Origin of the sequence: Paenibacillus albidus (genome assembly GCF_014644435.1) — a bacterium.
GTDB classification, from domain to species: domain Bacteria; phylum Bacillota; class Bacilli; order Paenibacillales; family Paenibacillaceae; genus Paenibacillus_AQ; species Paenibacillus_AQ albidus.
The window spans coordinates 73,106-88,717 of record NZ_BMKR01000017.1 but is presented as its reverse complement, the minus strand read 5'-3'; the positions used below and the strand labels follow the sequence as shown (position 1 = coordinate 88,717).

Annotated in this window: 13 protein-coding genes; 10 read left to right on the top strand and 3 right to left on the bottom strand. The window is 54.2% G+C overall.

From position 1 onward, the window contains the following. Positions 1 to 82 precede the first annotated feature (82 nt). The 3 genes from IEY53_RS19465 to IEY53_RS19455 form a co-directional block, all read right to left on the bottom strand. Entirely contained in the window at positions 83 to 2,410 is a 2,328-nt protein-coding gene (locus IEY53_RS19465) for an FAD-dependent oxidoreductase (protein ID WP_189027897.1), read from the bottom strand. Positions 2,411 to 2,436: 26 nt separating this feature from the next. Continuing rightward, the gene (locus IEY53_RS19460) at positions 2,437 to 3,222 is read right to left on the bottom strand and encodes a carbohydrate ABC transporter permease (protein WP_373293887.1); all 786 of its coding nucleotides are present in this window, start codon (positions 3,220 to 3,222) and stop codon (positions 2,437 to 2,439) included. 112 nt (positions 3,223 to 3,334) lie between these two features. Beyond that, positions 3,335 to 4,228, bottom strand: a complete 894-nt coding sequence (locus tag IEY53_RS19455) for a carbohydrate ABC transporter permease (RefSeq protein ID WP_229696239.1) — start codon at positions 4,226 to 4,228, stop codon at positions 3,335 to 3,337. A 259-nt stretch (positions 4,229 to 4,487) separates the two neighbouring features. Between IEY53_RS19455 and IEY53_RS19450 the strand changes: the two genes are divergently transcribed. The 10 genes from IEY53_RS19450 (at position 4,488) to IEY53_RS19405 (ending at position 15,602) form a co-directional block, all read left to right on the top strand. After that, positions 4,488 to 5,807, top strand: a complete 1,320-nt coding sequence (locus IEY53_RS19450; RefSeq protein WP_189027893.1) for a hypothetical protein — start codon at positions 4,488 to 4,490, stop codon at positions 5,805 to 5,807. 209 nt (positions 5,808 to 6,016) lie between these two features. Further along, a complete protein-coding gene (locus IEY53_RS19445) occupies positions 6,017 to 7,396 on the top strand; it encodes an amino acid permease (protein ID WP_189027891.1) in 1,380 nt (459 codons plus the stop codon). A 140-nt stretch (positions 7,397 to 7,536) separates the two neighbouring features. Continuing rightward, a complete protein-coding gene (locus tag IEY53_RS19440; protein WP_189027889.1) occupies positions 7,537 to 8,913 on the top strand; it encodes a hypothetical protein in 1,377 nt (458 codons plus the stop codon). A 28-nt stretch (positions 8,914 to 8,941) separates the two neighbouring features. After that, complete coding sequence (locus IEY53_RS19435) at positions 8,942 to 9,595, top strand: M48 family metallopeptidase (protein ID WP_189027962.1); 654 nt, start codon at positions 8,942 to 8,944, stop codon at positions 9,593 to 9,595. Positions 9,596 to 9,893: 298 nt separating this feature from the next. Further along, positions 9,894 to 11,828, top strand: coding sequence for an asparagine synthase-related protein (locus tag IEY53_RS19430; protein ID WP_189027888.1), 1,935 nt, complete (start codon positions 9,894 to 9,896; stop codon positions 11,826 to 11,828). Positions 11,829 to 11,865: 37 nt separating this feature from the next. After that, positions 11,866 to 11,991, top strand: a complete 126-nt coding sequence (locus IEY53_RS19425) for a paeninodin family lasso peptide (RefSeq protein WP_189027887.1) — start codon at positions 11,866 to 11,868, stop codon at positions 11,989 to 11,991. A gap of 108 nt (positions 11,992 to 12,099) precedes the next feature. Further along, positions 12,100 to 13,032 (top strand): phosphoenolpyruvate carboxykinase (ATP), encoded by a 933-nt coding sequence (locus IEY53_RS19420; protein WP_189027885.1) that lies wholly within the window; start codon positions 12,100 to 12,102, stop codon positions 13,030 to 13,032. A gap of 3 nt (positions 13,033 to 13,035) precedes the next feature. Continuing rightward, positions 13,036 to 13,335, top strand: coding sequence for a lasso peptide biosynthesis PqqD family chaperone (locus IEY53_RS19415; RefSeq protein WP_189027884.1), 300 nt, complete (start codon positions 13,036 to 13,038; stop codon positions 13,333 to 13,335). Continuing rightward, positions 13,332 to 13,790: a lasso peptide biosynthesis B2 protein gene (locus IEY53_RS19410; RefSeq protein ID WP_189027882.1), complete on the top strand. Its 459-nt coding sequence runs from the start codon at positions 13,332 to 13,334 to the stop codon at positions 13,788 to 13,790. Before IEY53_RS19415 ends, IEY53_RS19410 begins: the two co-directional genes overlap by 4 nt. A gap of 15 nt (positions 13,791 to 13,805) precedes the next feature. Further along, positions 13,806 to 15,602, top strand: coding sequence for an ABC transporter ATP-binding protein (locus IEY53_RS19405; protein ID WP_189027880.1), 1,797 nt, complete (start codon positions 13,806 to 13,808; stop codon positions 15,600 to 15,602). Positions 15,603 to 15,612 lie beyond the last annotated feature (10 nt).

Sequence of the window (15,612 nt, the reverse complement as noted above, 5' to 3'; positions counted from 1 at the left end):
TTCTTGATTTGAGATCAGGATTGTTGAAGATCATTCCTGTATGGACAGCCGAAAAGCAGGCCGCAATTGCGGCCTGCCCGATTCAGTTATAGCAGCGAACCTCGTAAATGGCGGCTGAAGGGTCCCCATTGGTTTCATGAATAACAATCCGCAGTCTGTCCGTGGTGACGCTGCCGGATTCCGCTAAGGGGACTACATTTCTCCGTTGATAATTGTCCCGCACCCTGGCGGCTTCCAGCCAGCTTCCGTTCTGCCGGATTTGGATGCTGTAGGTTTTGGCGCACTGCGGATCACGGTACAGCGGCGGATAGTTATGGTATTCATGGAACAGATGTCCCGGAAAACTCAGTTCCACCGTCCGTAATTGCTGCGGCTGCTCCCAGCTCAGCTCCAGCCACTGCTCCTGCGGGTTTGCGCGCCACAGATTGGCCGCACGGTATGGGCGTGTAACGCCGTTTGTAACCTGCCGGGCGGCATAGCAGTTCTGCGGCGGTTCCATCCGAAAGCTGCGGTTCTCCTTGAGGCTGCGCATCTTCCCGCCGCCGATCTCGTAAGCCGAGGTATGCCCCGGTATGACGGTGCCTGCTTTGATCCAGGCCACATGGTTATGTGCAAGCAGGTCGAGCCGGAGGTAAGAGAACGCCGGAAAGTCGCGTCCGGGTTCAAGCCCGAGCTGCACAGAGACCCACTGTGCTTCCCCGGCAGGGACACGGAGATTCAGCTCTGCCAGCGGCTCTCCCGGTTCAGTACGGTAATCCCAGATGCTGTCGGCTGCATAAAGATAACCTTGGACCTGCTGCTCAGCGCCCGACAGATTGCTAAGGCAGAGTTCTATACGTCTCACTGGACGATCTCCTACCGCGATCCATTGGCCCACCCGTCTGTTCAGCCGGTCCCGGTCATAAGGCTGTGGCCTTGGCTCTGGCAGCTGCGGCTTCGTCTCCGTCCAATCCACCAGAAACTCGGCTGTTCCCGCGGAAGACGGGCCCACGCCGTACATCAGCGCTTCGCTGCTTGCAGTAACGGTGGCGAGCCGCGCCAAATCAAGCGGATCTTCGTTGCTCACATTCGGCAGGAAGCAGCCATCCCGAAGCAGCTGCTGCTGAATGTGAGGGATGCGGGTCCGCAGCAATTCATCGGCGCTGAGGTTATCCTTCACCGCTGCGGCTACCGCCACGCCTACGGCTTGCCCGATCAGCGCGGTTGTGCTCATTACACGCACCGTGCCAAGCGCAGCATGGGTGACGCTCACGTTGCGGCCGGCCATCATTAGATTGTCCACATCCTTGGACATACAGATACGCAGCGGAATGCCATAAGGGCCGCAGTAGCTTTTCACCGCATAGTCGGTAGTCTGGTCGTAATGCTCCGCGCTGCTGGGCTCACTGGTCGGTGCCAGCAGGCCCCCGGGTGTATGCAGATCAAGGAACCAGCCGCCAAAGGCAATCTCATCCTCAAAGACAGTGCGGCCTGCCGGATCATGCTCAGTCATTAAATATTTGCCCATAACACGCCGGCTCTCCCGCTTGCCGGGCACCTGCCCGATCCAGTCCAGCGCATAATGGGCTGCAAGCTCCCTGGTCTGCGGATCACGGTTCTTGATCCAGTCCCATACCCCCAGCGTGTGGCGGGTCAGCTCATGGCGGATACGCTCCGCGTCGTGAATGGTATGCCAGGGCACCCCAATTTCGAGCCACCAGTATCCGCTGCGGATGTCGTAAGGCTTGCGGCCCTGGTCATAGAAAAAGCTGGCGTCCTCATAGCGGATCGCCCAATCCGGCAGGACAAACGGAACGGGCCGCCCCATATCCTTTGCTTTGAAGTGGATCGAGTTGCCCATCACCTCCGAGTTTGCCTGTTCGGGGGCGTGCGGCTCATCAAATTCGTCCTTGCCCTCGCTGCCCATGCGCCATTCGCAGCCTGCCAGGTCGGCGAGTACGCCGTCCCCGGTACAGTCAATGAACTGCTTCGCTTCGAGCAGCAGTTCAGTTTCACTGCCCGCCGTCCGGCACAGCACCGAGCGGATCTTACGGTCATGTTCCATCTGAACCGTAAGCAGGGCCGTGTTCAAGTGGAAGGTAAGACCGGGTGTGCTCATGGCCATATCGTACATCGTCATATCCCACACGCTGTTCGTCCAGCCGTTCTCAGTGACCAGCTCATGATTAATCGCCCGTTCCTCAATCAGCAGCTCGGAGATGATGCCGGTCTCCCGTCCATAAGCGTGGAAGCAGGCTGCTCCATGCGGCGATACGCGAATTTCGGATGAAGAATTGCCGCCGAATACAGGGCGGTCCTGTACAAGACACACCGGCACGCCTTGGCGTGCGGCAGCCACAGCGGCAGAGAAGCCGGCGAGACCGCCCCCCACGACAACAACATCATAACTTTCCTTAATTTGAATACTCAATTTGCAGTGCCCCCCCTTGGATGACATCAGCCCTTGACTGCTCCGCTGGCGATGCCTTGAATTATGAATTTTTGACCGGCCAGAAAGACCACGATCATCGGAATCATAGCGGATGTAGCCGCAGCCATCATCCCGTTGTAATCAACTGAATTTTCCAATACGAAATTTTGCAGCCCAAGCGGCACAGTATACAGATCTTTATCTACCAGAAAAATCAGGGCATTCTCATAATCGTTCCAGTGCCAGGAGAAATCCAGAATGGTCAGAGTGGCCAGCGGAGCTTTGGCCAGCGGCAAGATGATCCGTGCGAAAATCCGGAAATGTCCGGCTCCGTCTACAAAAGCGGCTTCACTGATCTCCTGGGGCACGGTGATAAAAAACTGGCGCAGCAGAAAGACGCCGAAAATCGTGAACATCCCCGGTAAAATCAGCGCCCAATGCGAATTGTAAATGCCCATCCAGTTGAACAGGACGAACTTGGGCACGAACAGAATTTGCGGCGGGATCATCATCATCGATAAATAAAGAAGGAACAGCGGCTCGCGCCCGCGGAATTTGACACGCGAGAAGCCATAGGCGGCAAAAGCGGCAAACGTGACGGCGCCGAGGGTAGAGAATATGGATATTTTCAGGGAATTTGCATAATACAGAGTGAAGCTGCCCGTACCGGTCCAGACATTCGCATGGTGCTTAAAGACTGGATGCTCCGGGATCCACTGAATCGGGAATTCGAACACCTCAAGCGGTGTTTTGAATGAGGTGGAGATCATCCAGACAAACGGCAGCAGCAGCAGCAGGCCGAGGGCCGTCATGACAAAAGTAAGCAGCCATTTCCCTACTTGCGGAGCGCGCCTGGCCGTCTGCCGTCCCGGACTCAATACGGGGGGTGTAGTGGTTTCCATTAGCGGTTCTCCTTGCTTTGGTTTAGTAATGAACCCAGCGGCGCTGGCCTGCCCAGTTGAGCAGCATGACGAGCATGACGATGGCGAACAGCATCCAGGATATAGCCGAAGCGTAACCCATTTCGTAATAGCGGAAGGCTGTTTTGTAAATGTACAGCGACAGCACGTTTGTTGCTTCTCCCGGTCCGCCGGCGGTGGTCGCCTGGATGATCCCGAAGGTTTTGATCGCCGAGATAAATCCGGTAATCAGCAGCAGAAAGGTAGTCGGCGACACCAGCGGTACCGTGATATAACGGATTGAATGCCACAGCCGGGCTCCATCGATGGTGGCTGCTTCCAGCAGCTCTTTGGGCACCTCCTGAAGACTGGCCAGATAGATAATCATGTTGTAGCCGACCATGATCCAGATTTGAATAATGCAGACCGCATAGATTGCCGTGTCGGTCCCGGACAGCCAGCCTGGCGGGCTCTCGATGCCGATCATCTTGAGCGCTCCGTTAATCGGCCCCATGCTCGGATGAAAGAGCAGCATCCAGACAAACGCAATGGCGACCCCGTTCATGATGTAAGGCAGGAAGAAGAGGGTGCGCAGCAGCTTGGTCCAATACACACTCTGATTCAGAATGTAGGCGATGGGAAAAGCCACGATCAGCGAGACCGGAACAGTCAACAGAAAAATCAGCGTCATCAGGACCGAGTTATGAAAAGAAGCATCTCCGGCCAGCCGCCTGAAATTGTCCAGCCCGATAAACTGAATGTCCCCCTTACTCATAAAGGAATAGTCCGTAAACATCATGACCAGCGACATCAGCGCAGGCACCAGATAAAACAGGGTAATGCCCAGAATGCTGGGGGCGATAAACAAATAACCGACAGGATGGTTGTCATGGATGCCGGTTCTTCTAAGCTTCTTCAAGATATTCCTCCTTTGCCATGAATTCATAAGGTAATTCTAGCAAAGGGGAGGGCCGCTTATAATGAACGCAATTGTGGCGTAGGGGTACGGATTTTGGGAGTGGCAGGAATGATCCTGGACACTGGGCCTTCCCGCCTAAGCGTCTGTCTGCATATTCAGCGGCTGCTTTACGCCGGAAGCACTAAAAATGTCGATACTACTTCTTTTTAGCAATACTTTGTAATATCCTTACCCTATTCCAATTTATAGGAGGTATATTATGAAAGCTTTAATAAGGAAAGTGAGCCGTTTGTGTGCGGGTCTGCTGTTGATCGGTGTTGTGTCTCAGGTACAGGTGCAGCAGGTGACCGCGCAGCAGCTGGCTGCCGCGCCGGATGTCAGTTCCAATATGACAGTCCTGGGCAGTCCATTTAAAAAAGCGTCTTATGCCCGTAACGTCTGGGATATGCAGCTGTTTGACGGGAAAATATATCTGGGGCACGGTAACAGCAGCAATTATGCGCCTTCGCCTAATGCAGGCCCCGTCCCGATCTATTATTGGGACCCTGCCCAGAACAAGTTCTCTGTTCAGGATGTTACGTATACCAACCCTGCAACCGGTAGAGTAACCACCAATGTGTATGTGATGGATGAGCAGATCGACAACTTCAAGGTACTGAATGGAGAGCTGTACATACCGGGGAATGACTCCAGGGTGCCCGGCTGGGCCTATGGGAATTTCTATCGGCTGAACGGGGATCATTGGGATCAATATATGAACATTCCGGGCGGCATCCATGTCTATGATATGGAATATTATCAAGGCAAGCTGTACGCCGCACTCGGGGCTATCGAAGGCCCGTTGGTCTACGTGTCGTCTGATCACGGCAACAGCTGGAGCAAATTTACTTCCGTCTCCAAGTATGGGATTATGCGCACCTACAATCTGTTCAAACTGGGCGATGCGCTCTATGCTTCATCGGCCACCGCCGGCAAGACACAGGGGATTGCCAATGAGAAAGGATATATGGCTTCCATCCGGCAGAATAGCAGCGGTGCCATCCAGACCTCCAAGCTGACCTTTACCAGCACTCAGCTGTTCCCCGGACTTAGCTGGGTGGTGAACAAGAACGAACCGAGCGTTCCGGGTGTCAGCGGCCAGCCTTGGCTGAAGCTGCTGCGTACGACGCCGGTGAACGACCGGCTGCTCTATATTCCGGGGATCATTTATAATGACCATCAAGCCATTCCGCAAGGTCTGTTCTCGGCGGGGGCGGATTTCCAGAATGTGCGCAAGGAACAGCTTCCGAACACTGCCGTATTGCCTATCGATATTCTGGAGCGCGGTGAGAAGGTGTACGTGCTGGGTTATGTTAAAGAGGCCACGGGCCAATATACGAATTATGTCTACAGCAAAAACACCGGCAGCTTTCCAAGCACCGGTCAGGGCTGGAGTGAGGTGTTCCATTTCCAGCGGGATACCTTCGCCCGTTCGTTTGAAGAGCTGAACGGCGACTTCTATTTTGGTCTCGGCAGCTATGCCGACGTGATTCCGCAATCCACCGGCACCATTTTGAAGCTGAACGCCGGGTCGTACTGACACTATTAACCAATTATCCTCCGTTTCATTTATATTGTGTTTCCGAAGATATTCCCTTACAATTTTGTGGAGCAATTCTGCATTGCGTTAATGTATGTCACAGCATATAGGGGTACTTGCCTATTATGATAGCTGTACATAATAAAGCTGGGGACGGTCTTCCGTATCCTTACAGATGAAGCTGAACATACACGAAGGGGAGCGTTCTTGTGGAAGAGAAGCAATTAACCAGGGGGCTGAAGACACGGCATATTGAGCTGATCGCACTTGGGGGGACAATTGGCGTAGGTTTATTTATGGGCTCGGCAAGCACAATCAAGTGGGCGGGGCCCTCGGTGCTGCTGGCGTATTTGCTGGCGGGGATCATTATGTTTTTTGTGATGCGGATTATGGGGGAAATGCTGATTTTGGAACCGGTGACCGGTTCCTTTGCGACTTTTGCCCATAAATATATTCATCCGCTCGCCGGTTTCCTGACCGCTTGGAGCTATTGGTTCTTGTGGGTGACGGTAGGGATGGCGGAAGTGACGGCGATTGGGATTTATGTGGGGTATTGGTTCCCCGAAATTCCGCAATGGCTGCCGGCACTGGCGGGTGTAGGGATAATAGCGGCAGCCAATTTGGCGGCGGTGAAGTTCTATGGAGAATTCGAATTTTGGTTCGCCATGATCAAGGTGGTCGCGATAGGGGTAATGCTGGTGGTTGGAACGGGCATGATCTTTTTTGGTCTCGGGAACGGAGGCGAGCCGATTGGGCTCTCGAATCTGTACAGCCATGGCGGTTTTTTTGCAGGGGGCTTGAAAGGGTTTCTGTTTGCGCTCTGTATCGTTACGGCCGCCTACCAAGGGATTGAGCTGGTCGGCATTACAGCCGGTGAGGCGGAGAATCCCAAGGTTACGCTGCGAAAAGCGATCAAAAACATCATCTGGCGCATTCTGGTCTTTTATGTAGGTGCAATCTTTGTGATCGTTACGATTTACCCGTGGAACGAAGTGGGAGAGATCGGCAGTCCCTTTGTGATGACCTTTGCCAAGGTGGGGATTGTGGCCGCTGCGGGAATTATCAACTTCGTAGTGTTGACGGCAGCCATGTCCGGCTGCAACAGCGGGATTTACAGTGCCGGCCGGATGCTGTATACGCTGGCGAGGAATGGACAAGCGCCCCGTTTTTTTGGGAAAGTCTCAAAGAGCGGTGTTCCCAGAAACAGCATTATTACGACAATCTCCCTGCTGCTGATTGGTGTGCTGTTTAATTACCTCATGCCAGACTCCAAGCTGTTCCTGTATATTTACAGTGCCAGTATTTTGCCGGGGATGGTGCCATGGTTTGCCTTGGCCTTCAGCCAGTTCAAGTTCAGGAGGAAATGGAAGGGAGAACTGAAGGAACATCCCTTCAAGTCACTGTTCTTCCCGGTCAGCAACTATATTACGATCATCTTCCTGTCGCTGGTGCTGGTCGGGATGGGCTTCAACCCGGATACACAGACTTCATTAATCGTTGGGGCCACCTTCATTATGATTGTCATTGCGGGATATTATATTTTTGGAATGGGAACAAGGCAGCGGGCCAAAAAGACAGAAGAGCAGTAAGTCGCCGCCGCTGAGTATCCGGTATGCCGGGCGGGAACGGACTTGTTCCCGCCCGGCTTTTTCTTTTGGGATTCTAATGCAAACAAGCACCTTTGATGGTAATCTGAAACTAGATGTCTACACTCAATTCGGAGGCGCAAATGAACAAGCACGACAAGTTATTATCGTTTATTTATATGGGGGTTATGCTTGCAGCGGCGCTGTACTGGGCGATTTCAGCCGACAGCTGGACGGTTCCGGGAACGGTTGCCGCTGTTGCCTGTTGGGTATTGTTCACAGGTCTGGGCCTAAGGGCCATTCCGCCTTTCACCTCGTACCTTGTGTCCCCTGGAGATCCTCAGAAAGTTGCTCCAACCGGCCCGGAGAACGGCCGGCAGCAGACCTGGATCCGAATTGTGGCCTGGGTGCTGGCGAGCCGGATACTGCTCCTTCTGCTGGCTTATGCGTTTCTGATTATCAATAACGGTTACACCGGCGGACTGTTCGAGACCCTGACAGAAACCTGGCATCTTCAGGGGATCGATGCGGCCTCCTATTTGGGGATCGCAGAACGTGGTTATGTGACGGAAGGGGACGCCAGATTCCACCTTGTATTTCTGCCGTTTTTTCCGCTGGTGATGAAGATGGTGCAGGTATTCGTCGGCGACTATCTGGTTGCCGGATTCATCGTCTCCAATGTGTGTGCGGTAGCCGCCGCCTTATTCGCCTATGAACTGGCGCGGCTGGATCTGCGCAGGGAAGAAGCGCTGCGGGTGGTGAAGTATATCTTTGTATTTCCTTCGGCGTTCTTTTTCTTCATTCCGATGACCGAGTCGCTGTTCCTGCTGCTCTCACTGATGTGCCTCTATTATGTGCGCCGCAAGAACTGGCTGCTGGGATGTCTATGCGGGGCACTGGCCGGGTTCACGCGTTCACCGGGGATTCTGCTGGCTGTGCCGGTAGCCGTTGAAATGGCCCGGGATTTGATCACAAGTTACCGCCTTCTGGATAAAAAAGCGTTCGTGCGCAGATTCGCCGCGGCGTTCATTTGTCTCGCCACAATATCGCTGGGGCTGCTGGCCTACCTCTATGTGAATTACCTCGTGAGCGGCAATGCGTTCCAGTTCAGCATTTATCAAAGAGAGCATTGGTTCCAGCGGCTGTATCTCTTTTTTGACACCGTAAGATACCAGACGGAATATGCGGTAAGGACCTTCAGGGAGGGAGACACCCGGTCCTTGCTTGGTCTTTGGCTGCCGAATCTGGTCTGCATCTTTGCCGTGCTCATCCTGATGTTCCAAAGCGCCAAAAAGCTCCATCCCTCATACACCCTATATTTTATTGTATATTTTGCGTATGTCGTCGGTCCTACGTGGCTGTTGTCAGCGCCGCGCTATTTTGCCGTGGCTTTTCCGCTGGCCTTTGCCGCCGTGCTGCTGACCCCGGACAAAAGGAAAGATGTGGTGCTGACCTCCCTGGCGATTCTAGGCAGTGTTGTGTATCTTGCCGTATTTGTGGCAGGGTATCCGGTGTATTAACTTAAAAATTACAGAAATGAGGGTGGCCATGCAGATTGAGCTGGAAGGACAACGGATTCATTTTGATATCCAATACGGCAAACGGAAGAAGCTTTCCCTTCATATGGATGTGATCGGACGGATAACGGTGAAGGCCCCCAAGGGAACAAGTGAAGAGGTGATTCTGAGAGCGGTGGAAGGGCAGGGGCCCTGGATACTGGACAAGCTGCGCAGCCGCTCGGAGGTTAGAGATACATCCGGGGTGAGAGCCTATGAGGATCAGGGGAAGTTCCTGTATCTGGGCCGGGAGCATGAGCTGCAGGAGCTGATCCCGACTGCCGGGCGGAGTGAGGAAGAGCTGAAGCATGCACTTAAGAAGTTTTATTTTGTCAGCTGTAAAAAAATCGTAGAAGACCGCCTGCCCGCCTATCAGGCACAGCTGAGAGTGAAACCGAAGACGATTGAAATCGTCGAATCCAGCACCAAATGGGGAAGCTGCAGCGCAGATAAAAAGCTGACCTTTAACTACCGGCTCGCCATGGCTCCCGTGGAAGTTATCGACTATGTGATTATCCATGAGCTGTGCCATCTGCTCCACATGAACCATGACCGTTCGTTCTGGCGGAGGCTGGGAAGCCTCATGCCCGATTATAAGGAGAAAGAGGCCTATCTGGCCCGCTATGGGCAGGCTATGACGTTTTAGGGGCCCAAATGCCCCTCTTCCATGAACTAGAAAATTCCCCAGTATGCGAAATTAACCCCTTATACCCCCATTACCTTATGAAAAGACCTATTTTTCATATCATAATTCACAATTTCTGTCAATACGCTAAAGGATACTGAAATATACTCTTTGGGAGAATTCGTAAATTTCAGAAAAACATTATCTTATATATAGAGATATTGTTCTTTATTGAGAACTCAAGACAAACCGCGGCGGGCATCTTCCCTGGTGAAGAGCCGTCAGGGCGGTTTTGTATAGAGTAAGTGGAGGTCCTGACATGAGCGCGATCACCGGTATCTATCATTTACAGCAGCAGCCCCTTGATCCCGGACTGGGCCGGCATCTTATGCAGGAGTTGCAGCGTTATCCGGCCGATGAGAGCAGAAGTTGGGAGGACAGCGGCGTCTACTTCGGCTGCCATGCCCAGTGGATTACTCCCGAGTCCCTGAATGAGACGCTTCCTTACTATGATGCCAAGCGAAGGCTGGCGATTACGGCAGATGCCATTATCGATAACCGGGAAGAATTGTTCGGACAACTTCAGGTGCCTTATGAGGATCGGACTACGATACCGGATAGCCTGCTCATACTTCTTGCCTATGCCAAATGGGGAGAGCAGACACCGGTCCATCTGGTTGGGGACTTTGCGTTCATGATTTGGGATGAGCAGCGGCGTATTCTTTTCGGAGCCCGGGATTTCTCCGGGAACCGTACGCTATATTTTCACCGTTCCGGCGAAGTGTTCTCATTCTGCACAGTGATTCATCCCTTGCTGGGTATGCCGGGAGCAGGCCGGAAGCTGAACGAGCAATGGACTTCCGAATTCCTGGCCATTCAGGTACGGACGGATGTTACGGATGCTTTCTCCACGGTATATCAAGCGATTGAGCAGCTTCCGCCGGCTCATTCCATCTCCGTCAGCGGAGAGAGGGTTACGTTCTCCCGGTATTGCACCCTGCAAGCTCCGCGGGCTCTGCGCTTGGGATCTAACGCGGAATATGAGGAGGCCTTCCGGGAAATCTTTGGCCAAGCCGTACGGGACCGGCTGCGGACCCATTTGGCCGCCGGAGCCAATTTAAGCGGGGGCCTGGATTCCGGCTCAGTGGTCAGCTTTGCGGCCGGGGAGCTCCGCCGCCGCGGGAAGCCGCTGCATACCTTCAGTTCCTATCCGGTGGATGGCTTCACCGATTTCAATATCGGCCGGCGCGTTGCGGATGAACGTCCGTATATCCGGGAGACCATCAAGCATGTGGGCAATATTGAGCCAAGCTTTCTGAATTTCCCGGAGCGCAGCTTTTATACGGAGCTGGATGAATGGCTGGATATTCTGGAGATGCCTTATAAGTTCATCGAGAACTCTTATTGGCTCAAAGGCATCTTTGAGCAGGCACAGCAGCAGGATATCGGCGTTCTGCTCAGCGGGCAAAGAGGCAACTGGAGCGTCTCCTGGGGACCGGCGCTGGATTATCAGGCGAAGCTGATCCGTGATTTTCGCTGGATAACTTTTTACCATGAGAACAAGCAGTATAACCGGACGATGGAGGCGGACCGCCGCAAGGTGCTGCAGATTGTTGGCAGGAAGGCATTTCCTTCCCTTGCCGCTCTGCTTCCTGCGGGGAAAACGGAGCCGTTGCCCGAACTGATCAATCCGGGTTTTGCCCAGCGGACAGAAGTGCAGCAGAGGCTGCGGGCGTTTCAGCTGGATCGGCCGCCTTCCGCGCAGACCATCTACGATATCCGCCGAAATCATTTTGAGCAGCCAAATATCTGGAACGTCAACGGAACGGTGGCTACCAAGCTGTCGCTGAAGTACCGGGTATGGGACCGTGATCCTACCAATGATCTGCGCGTGATCCGTTTCTGCTTGTCTGTGCCGGAAGGCCAATATGTGCAGAACGGCGTGGACCGTTCCCTCATTCGCAGAGCCATGAAGGGGCTGCTCCCGGACGAGGTGCGAATGAACCGGAAAAGGCGCGGAGTGCAGGGGGCGGATGGCGTCTACCGCATGATTCCGCATTGGGCAACGTTCCAGAATGAGCTGCGGGAAATGATCAAGGACCCGCAGACCTCATCGTATCTGAACAGTGCGGAGCTTGCCGGCTGTCTGGAAAGGATCGGCAGCGAACCTGCGCCGAACCTGATGTTCAGCACGGACTTCCGCCTGCTGACACGGGGGCTGGTTTTTCACCGCTTTCTGAAACGGTTGACCTGACAGCTCTGCTAAATCTGCTTGAAAGGAGGTGAAAACAATGAAAAAAGAATACAGCACACCAGCTCTGGAAGTACTTGATATCAAAATGACTATGGCTGGCCCAGGGGTTGCCCTTGCCGACTCTTTCCAAGATGATCCGGAAGAAGTAGTTCACTACTCTTAAGTTTGTCTTTATAACATGGTTTTCGCGTTGCCCTCATCCCCCCCTGTGCACAGCGGAAGGGGATTAGGGCTATCTTTTTAAAATACAGGATCTATAGGAGTGAGCCGTATGGCCAAAACAGCGGAATGTCTTGCCTATAAAGCTTTCGGGCTGCAAATTCACAGTGAAATCCCCTTGCCGGAGCTGGCCCGCTCCGAGGAGCAGGAGCTGCTTGGCAGCATATCGGTTGTTCAGGCAGATCTGTCGGAGCGCTGGCGTTCCATCCCCAAGGTTTCTTCAAGCATGGGTGTTGCGGACAATGAGGTCCTGTTCGAGGTTAAGGAAATGGCAATTTTCTCGATTCAGTCGGGTAGTCTGATCACCGTATCTCCGGCCGCCGAGGCGGATGAGGACTGTGTCCGTCTGTTCATTCTGGGCAGCTGTATGGGCATTCTCCTGATGCAGCGCGGGGTTCTTCCGTTACATGGCAGTGCGCTTGTAATCAATAACCGGGCCTATGCGCTGGTAGGACGTTCAGGAGCAGGCAAGTCAACACTCGCCTCCTATCTGATGGATCAGGGTTGTCCAATGATCAGCGACGACGTTATTCCCGTTATAGTGCAGAATGGGCATCCGCTTGCAATTCCAGGTTATCCGCAGCAGAAGTTATGGCAGCAGAGCCTGGACTATTTGGGAATGAATTCGTCCTCCTACCGTCCGTTGTTCCAAAGAGAGACTAAATTTGCGGTTCCGGTACATGACCGTTTTCATGCGGAGCCTTTGCCGCTTGCCGGGATCTTTGAGCTTGGAGTCTCGCCAGACGGGCCGGTCGCCATCCAGCCGGTTCTGGGAATGGAGCGGTTCCCTGTTTTGTTTAGTCATACCTATCAGAAGCAGGTTGTAGACCGGCTGGGGCTCAGGGAATGGCATTTTGGCCTGCTCGCTTCCTTTGTGAACCGCCTGCCGCTGTACCGGCTGAACCGTCCGGCGGAAGGCTTCAGCGCCCCGGCACAGGCCGGGCTTATCTTTGAGACTATCCATAATTCATTGAAGGAGGGGTAACCCATGAGTACTACAAATATTCTTTCCCTGGATACCGTACTTACGCAGCAGCCAGGCAATATTGCAAGTGATATGGATGGCGAGAAAGTGATGTTGAATGTGAAGAACGGCAAATATTACAACCTCGGCGAAGTAGGCGGGGAGATTTGGACCGCGATCGCAACTCCAGCTCCTGTCAGATCCGTCGTTGCGGCCATCATGCAATTATTCGAAGTCCCTGCCGAGCTTGCAGAGCGGGATGTGCTGAGCTTTCTGCAGCATTTGCTGGATGAGGATCTCGCGGCCATCGCCGATCAGCCATGACGGCCATCCGGCGCATGCGGCTGCTGCTGACGGAGGACAAGGCCACAGTGGCGCTTTTTCCGGAAGCGCTGCTTCGGTTGTGCCGGGCGCGTATTCAGTTGCTGTTCCCCTTTGCAAGAACCGCCCCGCAGCTTGGCCTCAAGTCCCTGGAGACCGCCCAGGTCACGAGAGACAGGGATCTTCCCCGCATTCAGCAGATTACCCGTGCAATTCGTATCATCAGCCGGTATACGCCCTGGAAAAGCACATGTATGGTCCGCGCCGTAGCCGGGCTGAAAATGCTCGAAAAACGCGGCATTGAGTGCACGCTCTACCTGGGAGTCGCCAAGGACAAACACGGCAAAATGGTTGCCCATGCCTGGCTGCGCAGCGGAAGCTGTTATGTATCCGGCGATGATGCCATGCAGGGATTTGTCGTTGTGGAAAAATTCGCAAACGTGTTACCAGCCGAGTAAGCGAGGTGTGCCATCATGCAAGCGATTATTTATTACATCAGGCAGCTGCATCACTTATCCGGTGTGAAGCTCTACCTGAATTTATTCGGCATGGTCATCAGCGGTCTGCTGGAGAGCTCTGCCATTCTGCTGTTAGTGCCCATGCTTGGGATGGCCGGCATTCAGATCAGCGGGGCCGGAGCGGGAATCAACCTGCCTGTGTTCAGCTTTCTGACGGATCTGCCGCAGTCCACAGTGCTGGTTATGGTGCTGGGAGCCTATGTCCTGATCATCCTGTCCCAGAATTTGATTTCGCGTTCGGTGGCCATCCGCAACGTGGACATTCAGCAGAGCTACAGCCGGGAGCTGCGTTATGAGGTGTACAGCGAATTGCTGCGGTCCGAGTGGTCTTTTTTTCTGAAAAAGCGCACCTCCGATCTGATTAATATCATGACTACGGAGCTGGCCAGAGTGCTGGCCGGAATCAGCAGCTTCCTGCAGTTTCTTACCTCGCTGCTCTTCACCCTGGTTCAGATCGGCTTCGCCTTTTGGCTGTCCCCTTCGATGACCCTGGGCGTGCTTGTCTGCGCGGTGCTGCTGTCTGTCTTCTCCCGCCGCTTCATCCGCAAGGCCAAAAAGCTGGGCAGCCGCAGCTCGCTGCTGGGCAAAATGTATCTGGCCGGGATCACGGACCAATTGAATGGAATCAAGGATATCAAAAGCAACACTCTGGAGTCTTCCCGGCTGGCATGGCTGCATGAATTTACCGCTGAGGTCAAAAATGAGCAGCTGGATTATACCCGGCTGCGTTCCAATTCCCAGCTGCTGTACAAAATGTCCTCCGCGCTGCTGATCGCCGGATTCATCTTTGTATCGTTCCGGTTTCTGCACGCGGAAGGTCCGCATCTGCTGCTGGTCATTCTGGTCTTTGCCCGTTTGTGGCCAACCTTTGCCACTCTGCAGTCATTGATGGAGCAGTTGGCTGCTGTCCTGCCCTCCTTCAGGCAGCTGCAGCAGCTGCAGGCCGAATGCCGTGAGGCTGCGGAACGCGGACAGACAGAAGGGGCGGAGACTGTTGCTCCCCTGAAACTCCGGCAAGGTCTGGAAGCCCGGAATGTCAATTTCCGCTACCAGCCGGATCATCCGGAATATTCACTGCAGCAGGTGAATGTCTTCATCCCGGCCAACCGGATGACGGCGGTTGTCGGGCGGTCGGGGGCGGGGAAAAGCACGCTTGTTGACTTGCTTATGGGGCTGATGCAGCCGGAGTCGGGCGAGATTCTGGCCGATGGCCGGCCCATATCGGGGGAACGGCTGCTTCCGTTCAGAAGGTCTATAGGTTATGTGGCCCAGGACCCGTTCCTGTACAACGCCACCATCCGGGACAACCTGACCATGATCAAGCCGGATGCCAGCGAAGAGGAGCTGTGGGAGGCGCTGGAATTTGCTTCTTCGGCGGATTTCGTCCGTGCGCTGCCGGAAGGGCTGGATACGCTGATCGGAGACCGCGGCGTCAGGCTGTCGGGCGGAGAACGCCAGCGGCTGGTGCTGGCCCGGGCGATTATCCGCAAGCCGTCCATTCTGGTGCTGGACGAGGCTACCAGTGCGCTGGATACGGAGAATGAGAAGAAGATTCAGGAGGCGCTGGAGCGGCTGAAGCACTCGGTGACGCTTATTATCATTGCCCACCGCCTGTCTACCATCCGGGGAGCGGACCAGATCCTGGTGATCGATCAAGGCCGTGTAGTCCAGCAGGGTGTGTATGGCGGATTGGCTTCCGAGAAAGGCGGCATGTTCAGCCGCTTACTTGGCAGCCAGGAGGAGGCCATGTAGCAGCTTGGTT